The sequence below is a fragment of the Kitasatospora sp. NPDC101235 genome, from assembly GCF_044767505.1.
Classification (GTDB): Bacteria; Actinomycetota; Actinomycetes; order Streptomycetales; family Streptomycetaceae; genus Kitasatospora.
Genome location: NZ_JBIWNZ010000049.1, coordinates 14,291 through 33,378, shown reverse-complemented (window position 1 = coordinate 33,378; position 19,088 = coordinate 14,291). Strand labels below are relative to the sequence as shown.

17 protein-coding genes are annotated in these 19,088 nt (G+C 72.4%); 10 read left to right on the top strand and 7 right to left on the bottom strand.

What is annotated here, in order from left to right:
• Positions 1–94: 94 nt before the first annotated feature.
• Entirely contained in the window at positions 95–676 is a 582-nt protein-coding gene (locus tag ACIRRH_RS41080) for a helix-turn-helix domain-containing protein (RefSeq protein WP_403078223.1), read from the bottom strand.
• A gap of 315 nt (positions 677–991) precedes the next feature.
• On the opposite strand from ACIRRH_RS41080, the gene ACIRRH_RS41075 reads away from it, so the two are divergent.
• The 7 genes from ACIRRH_RS41075 (at position 992) to ACIRRH_RS41045 (ending at position 8,126) form a co-directional block, all read left to right on the top strand.
• Positions 992–1,789, top strand: coding sequence for an aldolase (locus ACIRRH_RS41075; RefSeq protein WP_403078221.1), 798 nt, complete (start codon positions 992–994; stop codon positions 1,787–1,789).
• Complete coding sequence (locus tag ACIRRH_RS41070; protein ID WP_403078218.1) at positions 1,789–2,703, top strand: dihydrodipicolinate synthase family protein; 915 nt, start codon at positions 1,789–1,791, stop codon at positions 2,701–2,703. Before ACIRRH_RS41075 ends, ACIRRH_RS41070 begins: the two co-directional genes overlap by 1 nt.
• Positions 2,704–3,310: 607 nt before the next feature.
• A complete protein-coding gene (locus tag ACIRRH_RS41065) occupies positions 3,311–4,633 on the top strand; it encodes a family 2 encapsulin nanocompartment cargo protein terpene cyclase (RefSeq protein ID WP_403078216.1) in 1,323 nt (440 codons plus the stop codon).
• 127 nt (positions 4,634–4,760) lie between these two features.
• Entirely contained in the window at positions 4,761–5,639 is an 879-nt protein-coding gene (locus ACIRRH_RS41060) for a geranyl diphosphate 2-C-methyltransferase (protein WP_403078214.1), read from the top strand.
• Between the two features lie 443 nt (positions 5,640–6,082).
• Positions 6,083–7,153: a phosphatidylinositol-specific phospholipase C domain-containing protein gene (locus tag ACIRRH_RS41055; protein ID WP_403078212.1), complete on the top strand. Its 1,071-nt coding sequence runs from the start codon at positions 6,083–6,085 to the stop codon at positions 7,151–7,153.
• Between the two features lie 114 nt (positions 7,154–7,267).
• Positions 7,268–7,660, top strand: a complete 393-nt coding sequence (locus tag ACIRRH_RS41050) for a ribonuclease domain-containing protein (RefSeq protein ID WP_403078209.1) — start codon at positions 7,268–7,270, stop codon at positions 7,658–7,660.
• A 115-nt stretch (positions 7,661–7,775) separates the two neighbouring features.
• Complete coding sequence (locus tag ACIRRH_RS41045; RefSeq protein ID WP_403078206.1) at positions 7,776–8,126, top strand: 5-carboxymethyl-2-hydroxymuconate Delta-isomerase; 351 nt, start codon at positions 7,776–7,778, stop codon at positions 8,124–8,126.
• Between the two features lie 69 nt (positions 8,127–8,195).
• On the opposite strand, the gene ACIRRH_RS41040 is transcribed toward ACIRRH_RS41045, so the two are convergent.
• Positions 8,196–9,797 (bottom strand): alpha/beta hydrolase, encoded by a 1,602-nt coding sequence (locus ACIRRH_RS41040; protein ID WP_403078203.1) that lies wholly within the window; start codon positions 9,795–9,797, stop codon positions 8,196–8,198.
• 145 nt (positions 9,798–9,942) lie between these two features.
• On the opposite strand from ACIRRH_RS41040, the gene ACIRRH_RS41035 reads away from it, so the two are divergent.
• The 3 genes from ACIRRH_RS41035 (at position 9,943) to ACIRRH_RS41025 (ending at position 14,067) form a co-directional block, all read left to right on the top strand.
• Positions 9,943–11,295: an MFS transporter gene (locus ACIRRH_RS41035; protein ID WP_403078200.1), complete on the top strand. Its 1,353-nt coding sequence runs from the start codon at positions 9,943–9,945 to the stop codon at positions 11,293–11,295.
• 146 nt (positions 11,296–11,441) lie between these two features.
• Positions 11,442–12,263: an SAM-dependent methyltransferase gene (locus ACIRRH_RS41030; protein ID WP_403078226.1), complete on the top strand. Its 822-nt coding sequence runs from the start codon at positions 11,442–11,444 to the stop codon at positions 12,261–12,263.
• 169 nt (positions 12,264–12,432) lie between these two features.
• A complete protein-coding gene (locus ACIRRH_RS41025) occupies positions 12,433–14,067 on the top strand; it encodes a purple acid phosphatase family protein (RefSeq protein WP_403078198.1) in 1,635 nt (544 codons plus the stop codon).
• 32 nt (positions 14,068–14,099) lie between these two features.
• Here ACIRRH_RS41025 and ACIRRH_RS41020 read toward each other — a convergent pair whose 3' ends face one another.
• The 5 genes from ACIRRH_RS41020 to ACIRRH_RS41000 all read right to left on the bottom strand — a co-directional run bounded on the left by ACIRRH_RS41020 (position 14,100) and on the right by ACIRRH_RS41000 (position 18,848).
• Positions 14,100–15,599 carry a cytochrome P450 gene (locus ACIRRH_RS41020; protein WP_403078195.1) on the bottom strand — a complete coding sequence of 500 codons (1,500 nt, stop codon included), beginning with the start codon at positions 15,597–15,599 and terminating at the stop codon, positions 14,100–14,102.
• Between the two features lie 72 nt (positions 15,600–15,671).
• Complete coding sequence (locus ACIRRH_RS41015; protein ID WP_403078193.1) at positions 15,672–16,292, bottom strand: GTP-binding protein; 621 nt, start codon at positions 16,290–16,292, stop codon at positions 15,672–15,674.
• The gene (locus ACIRRH_RS41010) at positions 16,273–16,635 is read right to left on the bottom strand and encodes a DUF742 domain-containing protein (RefSeq protein ID WP_224281074.1); all 363 of its coding nucleotides are present in this window, start codon (positions 16,633–16,635) and stop codon (positions 16,273–16,275) included. Before ACIRRH_RS41010 ends, ACIRRH_RS41015 begins: the two co-directional genes overlap by 20 nt.
• A 78-nt stretch (positions 16,636–16,713) precedes the next feature.
• Entirely contained in the window at positions 16,714–17,100 is a 387-nt protein-coding gene (locus tag ACIRRH_RS41005; protein ID WP_363392345.1) for a roadblock/LC7 domain-containing protein, read from the bottom strand.
• Positions 17,101–17,117: 17 nt separating this feature from the next.
• A complete protein-coding gene (locus tag ACIRRH_RS41000; RefSeq protein WP_403078190.1) occupies positions 17,118–18,848 on the bottom strand; it encodes a sensor histidine kinase in 1,731 nt (576 codons plus the stop codon).
• Positions 18,849–19,088 lie beyond the last annotated feature (240 nt).

Below are 19,088 nucleotides of genomic sequence, written 5' to 3'. Positions count from 1 at the left end.
AACCCCCGCACCCCGCCACCCAGTTGGCAAGAAACGCAACAAAACAGACACGCGCGTGCGCGGCGCAGCACAGCACCAGCCTTAAAGATCAAGCTCAGGGCAGCCGGGAGTACGGGGGCCGGGCGTCGTGCGAAGCGTCGTAGTCGCTGGAGACCAGCAGGAGGACCGTGGCGCGCCTGGTTCCCAGGGAGCGCAGCCGGTGGGGTGTGGTGGCCTTGAAGTAGGCGCAGTCGCCGGTGTCGAGCGGGATCGCGCGCGACGGGAGGACCAGTTCGATCTGCCCCTCGTGGACGAAGACGAACTCCTCGCCGGGGTGGTCCCGGAAGGGGGCGGGGCCGTCGTCGAGCGGCGGGTAGAGCATGAACGGGGTCATGCCCTTGGCGCCGGCGTCGAGCGCCATGCCCTCGTAGCGGGTGCCGGGCTCGTCCGGGGAGGTCAGGGCCTGACGTTCCGCGGCCCGGGTGACGGTGACCTCGTTCAGTTCCTCGGCCTCGGCGAAGAGGCTGTCCAGGGGGACTTCGAGGGCCTTGGCAAGGGAGGCGCACACGGCGATCGAGGGAACGCTCTGGCCGCGTTCGACCTTCGACAGGTAGCTCTTGGTGACGCCGGACCGCTCGGCCAGCGCCTCCAGGGTCATCAGCCGTTCCTTGCGCAGCCGGCGTACCCGGTTGATCACTGGCGTCTCCCTCTCCCGTGCCCTCGGCCGACGGGGCCGCACTTGCCGCCCGCCCCGATGACACCTCGTGTCCTATAGCGAACAATGCTACGCCGCGACGCTGCCGGCATGCCCGGGAGGTGCCCCCAGCCGACCCCGTCCGCCACCGTCCGTCCTTGGTGCGTCCGGGCTGTGGGCGCCTGCCCCGGGGAGGTGGGGGCGCTCTTGCCGCAGGAAACCTTGTGTCCTATGGTGAACAAGGTTTCCTCCGGGGCTGCGGCTCCGGACACAGGCCTCGCCACCGGGGCGGGGCCGGGAAAACGGGAGCAGACACACATGGCGAAAACACTGCAGGACTCGAAGGACGTCCTCGTCGACCGCGCCGAGCGGCAGATGGACCGGCACTTCGGGGACTCGGAACTGACCACGCGCCAGAAGCTGGCGCTCACCTGCCGGATCGCTTACGACGGCGGCCACGACTCGGGGCTCGCCGGGCAGATCAGCTCCCGCGGGCGGGAGCCGGGCACCTACTACACCCAGCGTCTGGGGCTGGGCTTCGACGAGATCACCGAGGACAACCTGCTGCTGGTGAACGAGGACCTGGAGGTCCTGGAGGGGACGGGCATGCCCAACCCCGCCAACCGCTTCCACACCTGGATCTACCGGGAGCGCGCGGACGTCAACTGCATCATCCACACGCACCCGCTGCACACGGCGGCGCTCGCCATGCTGGAAGTGCCGCTGGTGGTCTCCCAGATGGACACGACGCCGCTGTACGACGACTGCGCCTTCCTCAAGGACTGGCCGGGCGTGCCGGTGGGCAACGAGGAGGGCGAGATCATCTCCGCCGCCCTCGGCGACAAGCGGGCCATCCTACTGGCCCACCACGGCCAGCTGGTGACGGGCTCCACGATCGAGGAGGCCTGCACCCTGGCGCTGCTCATCGAGCGGGCCGCCCGCCTTCAGCTGCTGGCGATGTCGGCGGGGACCATCCAACCGCTGGACTCGGCTCTGGCCCGTGAGGCCCACGACTGGACCTCCACCGACCGGCGCAGCAAGGCGAACTTCGCGTACTACGCGCGCAAGGCGCTGCGCAACCACCCCGACTGCGTGACCGGACAGGTGGACCTCTGATGGCCAACCCTCCCCTGAAGGGCATCATCTCCTACCCGGTCACCCCCTTCGACGCCGTCACCGGCGAGGTCGACCTGTCCGCGCTGCGGAACCTCACCAGCGACCTCGTCGCCGCCGGCAGCCACGCCGTCGCCCCGCTGGGCAGCACCGGCGAGAGCGCCTACCTGACCGAGAAGGAGTGGGACGCGGTCTGCGAGACCACCCTGGACACGGTGGCCGGGCAGGTGCCGACCCTCGTCGGCGTCTCCCACTGGAGCACCGAGGGCACGGTCCGCCGCGCCCGCGTGGCCGCCCGCCACGGCGCCACCGCGATCATGGTGCTGCCCCAGGTGTACTGGAAGCTGACCGAGGACGAACTCGTCCGGCACTACAGCGAGGTGGCCCGTGCCACCGACCTGCCGATGATGCTCTACAACAACCCCGGCACCAGCGGCGTGGACCTGCGGCCGGAGACGGTGGTCGCGCTCGCCCGGAAGATCCCCAACCTCACCATGGTCAAGGAGAGCTCCGGCGAGGTGTCCCGCTTCCGCGCCATCCGTGAGCTGTCCGACGGGGAGCTGTCCGTCTACAACGGCAGCAACCCGGTCGCCCTGGACGCCTTCCGCGCCGGAGCCGCCGGCTGGTGCACAGCCGCCCCCTGCCTCGTACCGCAGCGGGTGCTGGAGCTCCACGCCGCGGTCATCGGCGGACACGACGACCGCGCGGACGCGCTGTTGCGGGAGCTGCTGCCCTTCCTGCGGTTCATCGTCCACCACGGCCTTCCCCGGGCCGTCAAGGCGGGCCTGGAGATCCGGAACCGTCCGGCCGGGCCGCCGCGGCCGCCGCTGCTGCCCCTGCCCCCGAACGAGGCGGTGCGGCTGCGGGAGATGCTCACCCGACTCCTCCCCGGCCAACTCCCCCCGTCCGTCGCCTGACGGCGCGAACTCCCACCGATCCCCGTCCGGCCGGGATCTGTGACGGGAACCTGTGCGACCCGGGTGCCGGCCTCCGAGCGGAGGCCGGCACCGCCGGCGGCTCGACCGCACCGGGCGCGCCGGGCGCAGGCGTCCGGTCCCGGTCGGCGGTGCGTCACGGTGCGGCATGAGGGCCTTCCGGAAGCCGGTGCGGATGTCGCGATCCGCACCGAGCCGGAAGGCCCTCAAGCATGTCAGGGCCACCCGGAGTGGGACACGACCGGCTTCACCGGGTTGACGCCCGCGGCGGCCGGACCGGGCGACCGGTTCGAGGCTGGAGCGCCACGGCGCGGCGCGGGGCGATGCACGACTTTGGCGGCCCCAAACGTCATGAGCGTGAACGTTCACCCTATCGGGTGAGGAAGATCGTCCGTTGCGATGCGGAACGGGCCTTCGCGCATACGGTGGGGAACCGAGCGAGACGGGGCCGCGCGGCCGGAGTTCCCGTTCGCGGCCGACCAGATGACGGTCCGTCATATCGTGCGATCCTTCTCAGAGGAGGCTCCATGCCCCTGCGTGCCAGAACGGACACACCATCCGGGCCCGTCACCGCCCCGGCGGTGGGCCCATGAGCTCCCCGGCGATCGAACGGGTCCTGCGCGGGCCCAGCGGATTGGGCACCTCCGGGCTGAAGCCCCGGCCTCAGGCCCCGGCCGACGAGGTTCCGGCGCCCGAGGTACCGGCCCCCGTGCTTCCGGCGCCCGAGGTCTCGGCTGCGGAGACCTCGGCGCCCGGGACTTCCGTGCCCGAGGCCGCGGTGCCCGAGGTTTCGGTGCCCGCGACCCCGGCCCCCGAGCTCCCGCTGTCAGCCTTCCTGGTCCCGCCCAGCGTGACGTCGTCCGTCCCCGTCGGCGTGACCCCGACGGCCGAGGGCTCGGTCGCCGAGGCGCCGACCGGCGGCAAGCCCAGGAGCGGCGACCCGATCCCCGGCCTGTACCACCACCCGATCGCCGAGCCCGACCCGGTGCGGGTGGAGGCACTCAGCGCGAAGCTCAAGGTCTGGGCGATGGAGGAGATCGAGCTCTACCCACCGGAGTGGGAGAAGGACTTCGACGGGTTCTCCACCGGGCGCTACATGGTGGCCTGCCACCCCGATGCGCCGAGCGTCGACCACCTGATGCTCGCGGCCCGCCTGATGGTGGCCGAGAACGCGGTGGACGACTGCTACTGCGAGGACCTCGGTGGTTCGCCGATCGGCCTGGGCAGCCGCCTGCTGCTCGCGCACACCGCGCTCGACCCGCTGCACACCACGCCGGAGTACCACCCGGGCTGGGAGGCTTCGCTGTCGTCGGACGCGCCCCGGCGCGCCTACCACTCGGCGATGGAGTACTTCACCCGGGCCGCCACACCCTCCCAGTCGGACCGGTTCCGGCACGACATGGCGCGGCTGCACCTCGGGTACCTGGCCGAGGCCGCCTGGGACCAGGCGGACCACGTCCCGGAGGTGTGGGAGTACCTGGCCATGCGCCAGTTCAACAACTTCCGCCCCTGCCCGACGATCACGGACACCGTCGGCGGCTACGAGCTGCCCGCCGAGCTGCACGCACTGCCCGCCATGCAGCGGGTGATCGCCCTGGCCGGCAACGCGACCACCATCGTCAACGACCTGTACTCGTACACCAAGGAACTGTCGAGCCCTGGACTGCACCTGAACCTGCCGGTGGTGATCTCCGAGCGCGAGGGCGTCTCCCGCAAGGAGGGCTACCTGAAGGCGGTCGAGGTCCACAACGACCTGCAACGCGCCTTCGAGGCCGAGGCGGCGGCCCTGGCCGTGTCCTGCCCCGTGCCGGCGCTCGTACGGTTCCTGCGCGGTGTGGCCGCGTGGGTCGACGGCAACCACTACTGGCACCAGACCAACACCTACCGCTACACGCTGCCCGACTTCTGGTGACGGGACCGACTTCCGGCGACCGATCCCCCTTCCGGTGACCGACCTTCGGTGACCACGTTCCGATGACCACTCCCCGGTGAACGACTGCCGGCGAGCTTTCCGTTAACCATCCGCTAGGAGCTGATCCATGTCCGTGACCGACGACATCACCACCCCCGGCAGCGCCATCCCCGGCCCGGCGACGCCGTACCAGGACGACATCGCACGTTACTGGGACCACGAGGCCCGTCCGGTCAACCTCCGCCTGGGTGACGTCGACGGCCTCTACCACCACCACTACGGCATCGGTGCGATCGACCAGGCCGCGATCGGCGACCCGGCCGACAGCGAGCGAGAGAAGAAGGTGATCGCCGAGCTGCACCGCCTGGAGTCCGCCCAGGCCGACGTGCTGCTCGACCACCTCGGCGACATCCGCGCCGACCACACCCTGGTCGACGCCGGCTGCGGCCGCGGCGGCTCGATGGTGATGGCGCACCAGCGCTTCGGCTGCCGGGTCGAGGGCCTGACCCTCTCCACCCAGCAGGCCGAGTTCGGCAACAAGCGCGCCGCCGAGCTGGGCATCGGCGGGTTCGTCCGCTCCCGGGTCGCCAACATGCTGGACATGCCCGTCGAGACCGGCTCGGTCGCGGGCTCCTGGAACAACGAGTCCAGCATGTACGTCGACCTGCACGACCTGTTCGCCGAGCACTCCCGGGTGCTGAGCGTCGGCGGCCGGTACGTGACCATCACCGGCTGCTGGAACCCGCGCTACGGCCAGCCGTCGAAGTGGGTCTCGCAGATCAACGCCCACTTCGAGTGCAACATCCACTCGCGCCGCGAGTACCTGCGGGCGATGGCCGACAACCGCCTGGTGCCGCAGGCCGTCATCGACCTGACCCCGGACACCCTGCCCTACTGGGAGCTGCGGAACACCACCTCGCTGGTGACCGGCATCGAGGAGGCGTTCATCGAGTCCTACAAGGACGGCTCCTTCCAGTACGTGCTGATCGCGGCCGACCGGGTCTGATCCGACGGCTCCGACCGGGTAGCGCCGATCCGGTGGCGCGACAAGGACGGCGGCCTCCCCGCACCCGCGGGGAGGCCGCCGTCGTCCGTTCCGGGTCCGGCTACGAGAAGTCGTGGACCCGGACCAGGGACATTGCTTCCTCCGCCGCTCGGCGCCTCGCGGGTGTCTCGGGTGCGGACCTCCTGCACCCCGCCCGCACCTCGCACGCGGGCCACGCCGACCCGGGGCTCCCGCGCCATGACGTTCCGTCACGACGCCGGGCGTGGCGGGTGCGACGGGCGGGGATCGGGTGGAGGAAGGGGAGGGGAGTCGGGGAGGAGCGGTGCAGTCGTCACGCTATTGTCGTGCCTTCTTCATCCTGAGCACGCCCGGGCGGGCGATGCTTCGTCAGGCTGCCCGGGAGCCGGGCGGCCGGCATCCCACGACTTGGGGGGACCGTTCCGATGACCGTACGCCGCGCCCTGACCGGATTCCTGGCCGCGGGCCTGATCGCCGCCGCGGCGGCGCTGATCCCGACCATCCCGGCGGACGCCACCACGAGCGGGCCGGGCGACCTGCCGTTCGGCTCCGCGACCACCGTCGGCCTGCACAACACCTACGACCCGGCCGCCTTCCCGCACCTCGCCCAGGGCCTGGACACCGGCACCGGGATGATCGAGCTGGACCTCTGGCCGAACATCGTGACCAAGAAGTGGCAGGTCAGCCACTCCAACCCGCTCGGGAACTCCAACAACTGCACCGCCGCCAGCACCCCCGCGCAGCTCTACAGCGGCAGCACCGACCAGAACCTGGAGAGCTGCCTGGACGACGTCCGGGTCTGGCTCGCCGCGCACCCGGGCGCCGGGCCGCTGGTCATCAAGCTGGAGCTCAAGCCGGGCTACTCGGCCAACCTCGGGATGGGCCCGGACCAGTTGGACACGCTGATCGCCCAGCACCTCGGCTCCGCCGTGCTGCGCCCGGCCGACCTGCTGACCAGGCCCGGCGGCGGCTCGTACGCGAGCGTCGACGAGGCGGTGCGGGCGGGCAACTGGCCGAGCCGCTCGGCGCTGGCCGGGAAGGTGCTGCTGTACGCGATCCCGGGCACGGTCGAGCTGGGCAACCCCTTCGACACCCTGCACACCGATGTCGAGCAGGGCCGGCACCTGCGCGACCTGGCGGCGGCCGGGCGGATCGGTCAGGCCCAGGTGTTCCCGTCCGTGCTCGGCGCCGCCACCGGCGACCCGCGCAGCCAGTACACCGGCGGGGACGCCTCGATCCGGCCCTGGTTCGTGGTCTTCGACGGCGACGCCTCCACCTACGTCAAGACCATCGACACCGCCTGGTACGACAACGCCCACTACCTGCTGGTGATGACGGACTCCCACCTGGTCGCCCCGGAGATCAGCGGCACCGACCCGACCGCCGACCAGGCGCGGGCCCGCACCGAGCAGTTGGCGAAGGCGCACGCGAGCATCGTCTCCAGCGACTGGCGCAGGCTCCCGTCGGCGCAGTCGCTGGTGCTGTCGCGCGGCTGAGGCCGGTTCGGCGGCTGACCGGGCCGAGTCGGCCGACGGTACGGCGAGTTGACCGGAGATGAAGAGTTGGAACGGGGCTTCCGATGGCTCCGGGCGGTCGCCATCCTGTTTGTCATGACCCGAACTCTACGCGCGTGGAAGACCCGCGTCGCCGCCACCACCACCGTCGCCCTGGTCACCCTCGCGCCGATCGCCGTCGCCACCGAGGCGCACGCCGCCGTGAGCGGCTCGGTGTGCCTGTCCGCCCTGCCCTCCCAGGCCCACACCACCCTCGACCTGATCGCCTCCGGTGGTCCCTTCCCGTACAGCCAGGACGGCGTCGTCTTCCAGAACCGGGAGCGCGTGCTGCCCGCGCAGTCGTCCGGCTACTACCACGAGTACACCGTGGTCACCCCGGGCTCGCCGACCCGCGGCGCCCGTCGCATCGTCACCGGCAAGCAGTACCACGAGGACTACTACACCGCCGACCACTACGTGACCTTCCGCAAGATCAACTTCGGCTGCTGACCCGACCACCGCTCCACCGGACACACCCCGGGCCCCGGCGTCGTACCCCGCGCCGGGGCTCCGGGGTGCGTCCGATAGCGTCGGCAGCGTCCGTCACCGACTCCGGGGGGTTCCCGTGCCGCAGATCCTGGTCGACCACTCGGCCGAACTCGTCTTCGACCGGGCGGGTCTGGCCGCCGAGGTCCACCAGTCGATCACCGAGGTGATCGACACCACGGTGGCCGACTGCAAGACCCTCTTCCGCCCCGCCGGCGAGCACCACGTCGGCGACGGGACGAGCGGCGAGGCGGTGGTGCTGGTCGAGGTGAAGATCCTGGCCGGCCGCAGCGCCGAGCAGCGCGCCGAACTGACCGCCCGGGTGCTCGCCGCCCTGCGCGCCCGGATCGAGCGGCCCGCCGTCATCGGCGTCCAGGTCACCGAACTCGACCGGGACACCTACCGGTTCGTCCACCACCCCGGCCACTGACCGGGGCCCCCGGAACGCGGTGACGGCGCCAGGCCCGCAGGCCCGGCGCCGTCACCGGTGTGGTCCGGGTCAGTCGGTCGGGCAGTGGATGCCCGCCGCCGGGACGGTGCCGTCCAGCAGGAAGGCGTCCACCGAGGCGCGGATGCACTTGCTCGCGCCGTACCCGGTGTGGCCCTCGCCGTCACGGCTGAGCAGGACGGCGTTGCCGAGCTCGGCGGTGAGCTTCTCGGCCCAGGCGTACGGGGTGGCCGGGTCGCCGGTGGTGCCGACGACCACGATCGGGGTGGCGGCGGCGGACTTGATCAGGTGCGGCTTCTCGGTGGCGCGGAACGGCCAGATCCGGCAGTCCGGGTCGAACAGCGCGGCCATCGGGTCGTGCGTGCTGACCAGCGGGGCCTTGGCGGCGAGGTCGGTCAGTGCGGCCTGCAGCTGTTCGCCGGCCGGGGCGTCGGTGGCGCCGTCGGCGCAGTGGATGGCGGTGTAGGCGTCCGCCGAGGGGCTGTAACGGCCGTCCTTGTCGCGGCCGTTGTAGCCGTCGGCGAGGTCGAGCAGGTAGTCGCCCTTGCCGCGCATCATCGCCCAGCCGATGGAGTTGCGCAGGCCGGTCCAGGCTTTCTCGCCGCCGTAGAGCCGGCTGAGCACGCCGGTCCAGGCCGCGCTGGAGGTCAGGGTGCGGCCCTTCTCCGTCCTGAGCGGCTTGTCCTTGAGTCCGTCGAGGAACGCGGCGAGCTTCTGCGTCGCCTGGTCGGCGTCCTTGCCGAGCGGGCACGGGTCCTTGGTGACGCAGTCGGCGGCGAAGGCCTTCAGGGCCCGCTCGAAGCCGGCCTGCTGCTCGATGTTGTGCTGGACCAGCGAGGTGGAGGCCGAGGTGGCGCCGTCCAGGACGAGCCGGCCGACGCGGTCCGGGAACTCCTCGGCGTAGAGCGAGCCGAGGTAGGTGCCGTAGGACATGCCGAGGTAGCTGAGCTTCTGGTCGCCGAGGGCGGCGCGCAGCACGTCCATGTCCCGGGCGGTGTTGCGGGTGCCGACGAACGGCAGGACCTGTGCGTACTTGGCCTGGCAGGCGTCGGCCAGCTGCTTGCCGTGGTCGTCGCCGGCCTGGTCGGTGTTCAGCCAGCCGTCCCGGGTCCGGTCGTCCAGGCAGTTCAGCGGGCTGGTGCCGGCGGTGCCGCGCGGGTCGAAGCCGACGATGTCGTAGCGGTCGTGCAGCGGGCCGTCGAAGCGCTTGGGGTCGACGGTGACCATCCGGACGCCGGAGCCGCCCGGGCCGCCGGGGTTGAGCAGCAGCGAGCCGATCTTCTGGTCGGGCCTGGTGGCCGGGTTGCGGACCACGGCGACGTCCAGGGTGCCGGTGGCCGGGGCGGTGTAGTCGAGCGGGACCTTGAGGGCGGCGCACTGGAGCGCCGAGGTGTCCTCCTCGTTCTGCGCGTCCTTCTGGCAGGGGCCCCAGGCGAGCTGCTGGCCGTAGAAGGCCTTGAGCGCCGGGTCGTTGGCGCCGGTGGGCTTGACCGTGGGCGTCGGGGTGGCGCTCGGCGTCGAGTCGGCGGCGGCCGTGGTGGGCGCGGGCGCGGCCGTGGTGCCGCTCCCGCTGGTGCAGCCGGCCAGCAGGGCGGCGGTGGCGACGGCTGCGACGGCGGCGGGCAGGGCGCGCCGCGGGCTTCGGGCGATCATGGAATGCACGGCACAGAAATATCACCTGCCTGTCACATCGGTCACATGGGATTCTCGGAGCTCTCTGCACGAGGGGCCGGACGGCGCCGTCCACCGGATGCCGGGTGTGATTCCGCGGCGGTCCGAACGGTGCCATGCTGAGGCCATGACAGAGAGCGGTGAGGCGGACCCGTACCGTGACACGGCGCAAGTCGGCGGGCGGAGGCGGGAGTTGGCCGCGGCGACGGTCGGGTCGGTGGTCGAGTCCTTCGACTGGAACATCTATGCCGTCCTCGCACCCTACTTCGCGGCGGACCTCTTCGGTCACGGCAGTCACGGCGTCAGCGGCGTGCTCGGCGCGTACGTCACCTTCGCGGTGGGCTTCGTCGCCCGGCCGGTCGGCTCGTACCTGATCGGGCGGCTCAGTGACACCCGGGGACGGCGCTTCGCGCTGAGCCTCGGCATGGCCGTGATCGCCGTCGCCTCCCTGGGCCTCGCCGCCGTTCCGGGGCAGCGCAGCATCGGGGTCTGGGCGGCGGTGCTGGCCGTGCTCGCACGGGTGGTGCAGGGCCTCGCCTTCGGCGGGGAGGCCCCGAGCGTGGCCGCGTACGTGACCGAGACCGCCCCGCCGCGCCACCGCTTCGCGTTCAGCTCGGTCTCCTACGGCGGGATCATCCTCGGCTCGCTGCTCTCCTTCGGGGTGCTCACCCTGCTGATCCACACCCTCGGCAAGTCCGGCCTGGAGAACGGCGGCTGGCGCTGGGGCTTCGTGGTCGCCGCGCTGCTCGGGCTGGCCGCCGTCTGGGTGCGGCGGTGGGCGCCGGAGAGCGCGGAGTTCCACCACGCCAGGAGGCGCTCGGGCCGCACCGCCCGCCCGCCGTTCCTGCGGACCCTGCGGGAGCACCGCTGGGCGGTTCTCACCGTCTTCCTCAACACCCTGGGCGGGACGGTCGGTTACTACTTCGCGCTGGTGTACCTGCCGCAGTACGCCGCCGCCTATCACGTGATCGGCAAGGAGGAGGCGGCCTCCTTCATGACCGTGGTGCTCGGCGTGGTGCTGGTCACCATGCTGCTCAGCGGCGCCGCCGCCGACCGCTTCGGTCTGCTGCCGGTCGCCCGGATCGGCTTCGGCCTGCCGATCCCGCTGGTCGGGGTGCTGCTCGCCGGGTTGCGCCAGGGCTGGCTGCCCTTCCAGGTCGTCGCCGTGCTGCTGGGGATGCTGGTGGCCACGGTGCTCGGCACGCTCAACGTCTTCACCGGACTGCTGTTCCCGACCGAGGTGCGCGCGGTCGGCCTCGGCGTGGTCAACGCGGCCACCATCGCCGCGTTCGGCGGCACGTTCCCGCTGCTCGCCGAGTGGCTGGGCGGCCGGCACTGGCTGGGCGTCATCCCCGGATACGTCACCGTCTGCGCGGCCGGCCCGGCCCTCGCGCTCCTGACGGCGATGAAGGTGCCGTCCTTCGCTGCGGCCGTCCGGGAGGCGGAAGGTCCGGTTCAGCGGACACCGGAAACCGCCTGACGGACAGTCATCCGCTGTGGTTGGGTGGTCCGGACCATCGCTGGACGGGGAGGGTGAGCGTGGACACCGACACGCCGGGCACCAACAGGCTGGACGACGACACGGCGGACGATCGCGCGCTGGGGGCGGGCGTGTCGGAGAGCTGGCTGACCGAGCCCGGGTTCGAGGAAGCGCCGCCGGTGGACCTGCGCACGGACCGGGCGCACTCCGCCCGGGTCTATGACTACCTGCTCGGCGGCAAGACCAACTTCCCGGCCGACCGGGAGGTGGGCGACCGCGTCATCGCGGACCTGCCCGGCGTGCGCGAGGACGCCACCGCCGCCCGCGCCGTGATGCACCGGATGGTCCGTCGGCTCGCCGAGGTGCACGGAGTCCGCCAGTTCCTGGACGTCGGCACCGGAATCCCCACCGCGCCCAACCTGCACGAGATAGTGCAGGCCGTCGACCCGGCCTGCCGCGTGGTCTACGTCGACAACGACCCGATCGTGCTCGCCCACTCGCGGGCCCTGCTCACCAGCACACCGGAGGGCCGCACCGCCTACGTCCAGGGCGACCTGCGCGAGCCGGAGCAGTTCCTCAGGGACCCGGGTGTGGCCGCCACCCTGGACCTCGGCCGGCCGGTCGCCCTGACGCTCGTCAACATCGTCCACTTCCTCTCCGACGAGGACGCGCACCCGCCCGTCCGCAAACTCCTGGACGCTCTGCCCGCCGGCAGTTTCCTCGCCCTCTCCGCCGGGACCGCCGACGCCGCTCCGGAGCGCACCGCGACCGTCTCCCGTCGCTACGCGGAGGCCGGGATCACGCTCCACTTCCGCTCGCGCGAGCGCGTCGAACGCTTCTTCACCGGGCTGGAGATGGACGATCCGGGCGTGGTCCTGATCGGCGACTGGCACCCGGAACCCGCCGGGGCCCCGGCGCCGGGCGGGGGCAAGGTCTCGGTGTACGGAGGAGTCGGCCGCAAGGCGTAGCCGGCCGTGGTCGGTGCCTGGGGCAGCCGGCGCCGTGCGAGTCGCCGCCGCCGGTATCCCGTCGATTCGACGGCCGTCGAATCAAAGCCTGTGAAAACGATCGTCTTTGCGTGCGCATGACATTAAAGTGACTGCCCGTCGAACCCCCCACTCGGCAGGCGGAGTTTTCATGACCATTGCACGCAGGTCCATCCTCAAGGGCACATCGGCGGCCGGAGCCGCCCTGGTGGCAGCAGGTTCGACGGCGGCCGCGCAACCCGCGGCCGCCCAACCGGCCGATGACGCGCCCACCAGCCCGCTGTTGCAGACCACCCCGCACCGCGCCGGAACGGCCGGAGTGAGCGGTCTGCACCTCCAGTTCGGCACCGACGCCGGCACGGAGATGACCGTCTCCTGGCTCACCCCGCAGTCCGTCCGCCGCCCGCAGGTGCGGTACGGCTCACCGGACGGCGGCCTCGGCCGGGTCGTCCAGGCGGAGACCCGCACCTACCGGGACTCGATCGACAAGGTCGAGGTGTACGTCCACCACGCGCGGCTCACCGGCCTGCGCCCGGGCACCACCTACCTCTACAGCGCCGGCCACGACGGCGCCACCCCCGAGACCGGCACCTTCACCACCGCCCCGCGCGGCCGCGCCCCCTTCACCTTCACCAGCTTCGGTGACCAGGGCGCGCCCAACCTCCGCCGCAAGCTCACGTTCCCCGACGGCATGCCGTCGCCGCTCGGCAGGTTCCCGGTGTACACGAGCACCCAGATCGGCGCCTCGGCCTCCGCCGACATCGTCGCCGCCGTCGAGCGTGTCGGGCCGCTGTTCAACCTCATCAACGGCGACCTCTGCTACGCCTCCTACTCCGGCCGCCACGGCATGAGCCGCACCGCGACCTGGGCCGACTGGTTCATCAGCAACAGCCGTTCCACCCGGCTGCGGCCCTGGATGCCCTGCGCCGGCAACCACGAGGGTGAGGGCGGCAACGGCCCGATCGGCGCGCTCGGCTACCAGGCCTACTTCTCCCTGCCCGACTCCTCGGCCTCCTCCGACGAGGAGACCCGCGGCATGTGGTACGCCTTCACCGTCGGCTCGGTGCGCTTCATCAGCCTCGCGAACGACGACGAGGCCATCCAGAACTCCGGCGACATCTACTTGCGCGGCTACTCAGGCGGCGCCCAACGGCGCTGGCTGGAGCGGGAGTTGCGGTCGGCTCGGGGAAACCGGGCGATCGACTGGATCGTGGTCTGCATGCACCACCCGATGATCTCCAGCTCGATGAACGGCGCCGGCAGCGACCTCGGCCTCCGGGAGGCCTGGGGCCCGCTGTTCGACGCCTACGGGGTCGACCTGGTGGTCTGCGGCCACGAGCACTACTACGAGCGCTCCCACCCCGTCCGCGGCACCCTGCCCAACGACACCCGCACCCCGGTGCCGAGCGAGACCCGCACCGACCTGATCGACACCGGGCGGGGCACCGTCCACATGATCATCGGGGCCGGCGGCAGCACCGCCACCACCCAGGACGACCTCTTCGAGCAGCCCAAGGGCCGGGTGGTCATCGGGCTGGAGGACCAGCAGCCCGGGATGCCCTACCGGGAGTCGATCTGGCTCACCGAGGACGCGCCCTGGGCCGCCGTCCAGGACCGCACCCACACCCACGGGTTCGCGGCCTTCGAGGTCGACCCGGGGGACCAGCGCGGCGGCACCACCACCATGAAGGTCACCTACTACACCTTCGACGGACCGCACGGGGACCTCACCCCGGTGGACACCTTCACCCTGTACCGGCGCCGGACCGACGGGCGCGACGGCTGACCGCCGGGCGGCTCAGCGCCGGAACATGCCGGTCAGCACGTCCCACCAGCTGCGCCGCTGCGCCGGGATCGCCGGATCCGGCGATCCGGCGATCCGGCGCCCCGGGACGCCGGGACGGCCTGCTCCGGAGCCGCGTTCGCCTGCTCCGCGTCCGTCCGTTCGGCCTCCGCCCTCGCCTCCGCCTGCTCGGCCTCGGCCACCGAGAGCGGGTCCGGCTCGATGTCACGGGCGGTGAACTCCACCGGCAGCGCCGTCAGGTGCCGGGAGATCCAGGCCGAGCTCCAGGCCAGCTCCTCCTCGGGCACCGCGAGCCGGACGTCCGGCAGCAGGGTGAGCAGGATGTCGATCCCGGCCTCGGCGACGTGCCGCCCGATGTCCTGGCCGGGGCACTCGTGCGGCCCGGCGCCGAAGGACAGGTGGGAGCGATTGCCGTACAGCGGGGCCGCCGGGTCCGGCCGGACCACCGGGTCGACGTTGCCCGCCGCCAGCCCGAGCAGCAGCAGGTCCCCGGCCCGGACCTGCTGACCGCCCAGCTCGGTGTCGGCGGTCGCCCAGCGGCCGGCCACCAGGGACATCGGCGGGGAGTCCCAGAGCACCTGGTCCAGCGCCTCGCCCAGGGTCATCTGGCCGCCGGAGAGGTGGGCGCGGAAGCGCGGGTCGGTGAGCACCATCTTCAGCGAGTCGGCGATCAGGTTGACGGTGGTCTCGTTCGCGGTCAGCAGCACCACCCGCAGGTGCTCCATCACCTCGTCCTCGGTCAGCCCGGCCGGGTGTGCCAGCAGGCGGCTGGTCAGGTCGTCGCCGGGGTTGTCGCGCCTGATGGCGATGGTCCGGCGCAGGCCGGCGACCACGTACTCGTTGCTGGCGATCGCCGTCTCGGTGCCCTTCATCAGGTCCCGGGCGGCGGTCACCAGCTGGGGCCCGTACTCGTCCGGCATGCCGAGCAGCTTGGTCATCACCAGCATCGGCAGGTGCTCGGCGAACTGGGAGACCAGCTCGGCCCGGCCGGTCGGCCCGACCACCTGGACCAGGTCGGTGGTGAAGCGCCGGACATGGCGGCGGATGCCGCGCCGGTCGAAGCCGTTCAGGCCGTCCAGCAGCGCGCCGCGCAGCCGGCGGTGTTCGTCGCCGTCCGCGAACACGCAGATCGGCTGCCAGGCGACCACCGGCAGCAGCGGGGAGTCGGCCGGGACCTCGTTGTTGCGGAAGGCGTTCCACAGGCGCGAGTCCCGGGAGAACAGCGAGGGGGTGCGCATCACGGTGATGTTGGCGCCGTGGCCGAGCACCAGCCACGCCCGGTGGTCGCCGTGCAACAGCACCGGGGCCACCTCCCCGTGCTCGGCGCGCAGCTTCTCGTACAGGCCCGCCGGGTCGGTCTCGGCCTCGGGACCGTACAGGCGGCGCAGGCCGCCGGGGCCGGTCGGGGCGATGCCGCCGACCGCGTGGGCCGGGCAGCGGGGCGGCGGGACGATGGCCGGCGCGGGGGAGGGGCCGCCGACGGGGGCGGCGGGTTCGGGGATCGGGGTGGTCACGGGGTCTCCGGTCGCGGGGGGTCGGTGACGGGCATCGGGCCGGCGGGCCGCCGGGTCGACGGGCACGTCGGGTCAGCCGGTGGTGGCCGGGGCGGCCAGTTCGTACAGGTGGTGCATCAGGGCCATCAGGGTGTCCCGGCCGGACTCCCTGCTGCGCGCGTCGCAGGCGACGATCGGCACCTCGGGCGGCAGGTCCAGCGCGCCGCGCAGCTCGTCGAGCGGGACGGACGGCGCCCCCGGGAAGCCGTTGACGGCCACCACGAAGGGCACGCCGCGCTCCTCCAGCCGCCCGATCACCTCGAAGCTGACCTCCAGCCGGCGGGTGTCCACCAGCACCACCGCGCCCAGGGCGCCCTCGAACAGGCCGTTCCAGAGGAACCAGAACCGCTCCTGGCCAGGGGTGCCGAAGACGTACAGCACGAGCCGGTCGCTGATGCTGATCCGGCCGAAGTCCATGGCCACGGTGGTGGAGGTCTTCTGCTCGACCCCGGTCGGGTCGTCCACCCCGACCCCGGCCTGGGTCATGGTCTCCTCGGTGGTCAGCGGACGGATCTCGCTGACCGCGCCGACCAGTGTCGTCTTGCCGACGCCGAAGCCGCCGACGATCACCACCTTGACCGCCGCGGTGACGGTGTCCGGCAGCAGGTCCGCACCGGCCGGCCCGGCCACCGTGTCAGAGCCGTTGAAGTCCATGGATCACCGCCTCCAACAGGGCACGGTCGGGGAGTTCCGCCGCGGGCACGGCGGAGGTGCGGGCCTCGATCAGCCCGTCGTCGAGCAGGTCCGCCAGCAGGACGGTGACCACGCTGACGGGTAGCTCCAGGTAGGCGGAGACCTCCGCGACCGAGAGCGGGGAACGGCACAGCCGCAGGATGGCGGCGTGCTCCGGCTGGTGGGCGGGGGTCGGCTCCGCGCGGGAGACGATCAGGGTGACCAGGTCGAAGACCCCCGGCCCGGAGGGGCCGCTGCGGCCCCGGGTGATGACGTACAGCCGGTCGGGCTCGGGGCCGTCCCAGCCGCCCTGCTCGGCCGTCATGCCGCCGCCTCACTGTGCTCGTTCACGTGCCCGTCCCGCCGTCGGAGCTCGTTGCGGCAGGCCGGGCCGGGTGCCGGTTCACGCGACCACCTCGGGGTTGCGCGGCGGCGTGGACAGGTGCTCGCCGATCCGGGCGACCAGGTCGCGCATCTGGTGGCTCACCAGCCCGGCGTCCACGCCCTCGTCGGCGAGCACCGCCAGGTAGGCGCGGTCGCCGGCCGCCATCAGGTAGAAGTAGCCGCCGTCCACCTCGATCACCACCAGCCGCATCGAGCCGTCGCCGTGCGGGAACTCGTGGCCGATCGCGCCGGCCAGGCTCTGCAGCCCGGCGCAGGCGGCGGCGAGGCGGTCGGCGGTGTCCGGGTCGGTGCCGTACTGGGCGATCCGCAGGCCGTCGGCGGACAGCACGATGACGTGGCGCACGCACGGGACGCTGTGCGCGAGGTCGTTGAGGATCCAGTCCATGTTGCTGCGGTGCGGAATCACTGCTCGCCTTTCCCTGCCGTCTCTTCACTGGTGTGTGCGGCGCTGGTGTGTCCGGCACCCGTCCGTCCGGCGTCCGTCTGTCCGGCGTCGGTGGCGCGTCCGGCGTCCGCGGTGCGTGCGGCGTCGGGGCGTGCGGCGTCGGTGCGTGCGGCGTCTCCCGGTCCGGACGGCGCCGGCCCGGTGCCCTTGATGCCGTCCATGAAGGCCTCCAGCCACAGGCCCGGCTGCTTCGGCTCCTTGGCGGGGCGCGGCGCCTGGGCCGGCGGCCCCGCCAAGGGCCCGGAGGGATTGGTGGCGGTGCGGGCAGACCCGGCGAAACCGCCCCGGGGCACCATCGGGCGGCTCCGCCGGCGCTGCGGAAGGCCGTTGGGCGTCCACTCGGTCACGATCACCTCGTCGTCTCCGGAGCTCGGGCCGGAAGGGGAGGGCCCCCACGGGCTGGTCGAGCCGTAGGACGGCCCGACGCCGGCCGAGGTCGTCCGGGTGCCCCAGGGGCGGCCCGGGGCAGCGTGCCGGGGCGGGTTCGGCGGCAGCGGCCGGGGGCCGGAGAAGGCGCCGATGCCGTGCGCCCGCCCGGTCGGCGGTGCGGTGGTGAGCAGTTCCTGCGGTACGACCAGCACCGCCCGCACGCCGCCGTACGCGGAGCGGCGCAGCGAGATCTGGAAGCCGTACGCCTGGCAGAGCCGGCCGACGATGGCGAAGCCCAGCCGGGGGGACTCGGTGAGGTCGTCGAAGTCCTTGGAGACCATCGCCTCGCGGATCGAGCGCTCGGCGCGGAACCGGGCCTCGTCGGTGAGGCCGAGGCCGCCGTCCTCGATCTCGATCGCCATCCCGCTCTGCACCTCGGAGGCGCTCAGGTGCACGTGGGTGTGCGGCGGGGAGTAGCGGGTGGCGTTGTCGAGCAGCTCGGAGACGGCGTGGATCAGGGGTTCGACGGCCGGTCCGGTGACCGAGATCTGGGCCACCGGGTGCAGGTCCACCCGCTGGTACTCCAGGATCCGGGACATGCCGCCGCGCAGCACGCTGTAGAGCGCGATCGGACGGGTCCACTGACGGCCGGGGCGGGCGCCGGACAGGACGGCGATGCTGTCGGCCAGGCGGCCGGTCAGCGCGTTGCCGTGGTCCAGGCGCAGCAGGTCGTCGAAGACCGCCGGGTCGTTGCCGTGCCGGTCCTCCATCTCCCGCAGGTCCTTGGCCTGCCGGTGGATGATGGCCTGTACCCGGCGGGCGATGTGGGTGAAGGCCCGCTCGGCCGAGTCGCGTCGGCTGACCTCGTCGTCGACGGCTTTGGCCACGCCCTCGACGACGGCCACCAGGGACCGGCGGAACCTCGGCGAGACGGGTGCGTCGCCCTCCTCCAGCGGGCGGGTCAGGACGTCGAAGGAGTACCCGTACCGGGCCCCGGCGACCACCCTGCGCATCTCGACCCGGGCGAGCCGGTCCAGCTCGTCCTCCTGCCCGGCCAGCCGGCGGTGCAAATCCTCCACCTGCCGGGCGTGCCGGTCGCGGGACTCACTCAGCGCCCGCCCCCGGCGGGCCGACTCGGCGGCCACCACGGCCACCAGCACGGTGCCGGTCGCCCCGCACCACAGCACCCCGGTCCGGGCCCCGGCGTCCACCACCGCCATGGCGACCGCCACGGCCGCCGCCATCACGGCCGTCGGCAACAACCAGCCGAGCAGGGGTTCTCGGCGCCGTCTGGCGAGTGAAGATCCAGCTCGAAGCATTCAGCATCCTCAAACGATCGGAACAGTACGGGGGACAAGCGGGGACCGGCTCCGGGGCGTGGTGGTGCAGCATAGCCAAGTTCCGGACATCCTGACCAAAAGTCAAAAATACCGTCCCGTAACCGACTTGTCGCAACCTGCCGGACAACCCGGACATCTCGCACGCCAGTCGCAACCAGGGACGGCCTCCGCCCTCCCACCAGGCTTCTCGCCTCACCGCCCGCGCGCCGCCGACCCGCT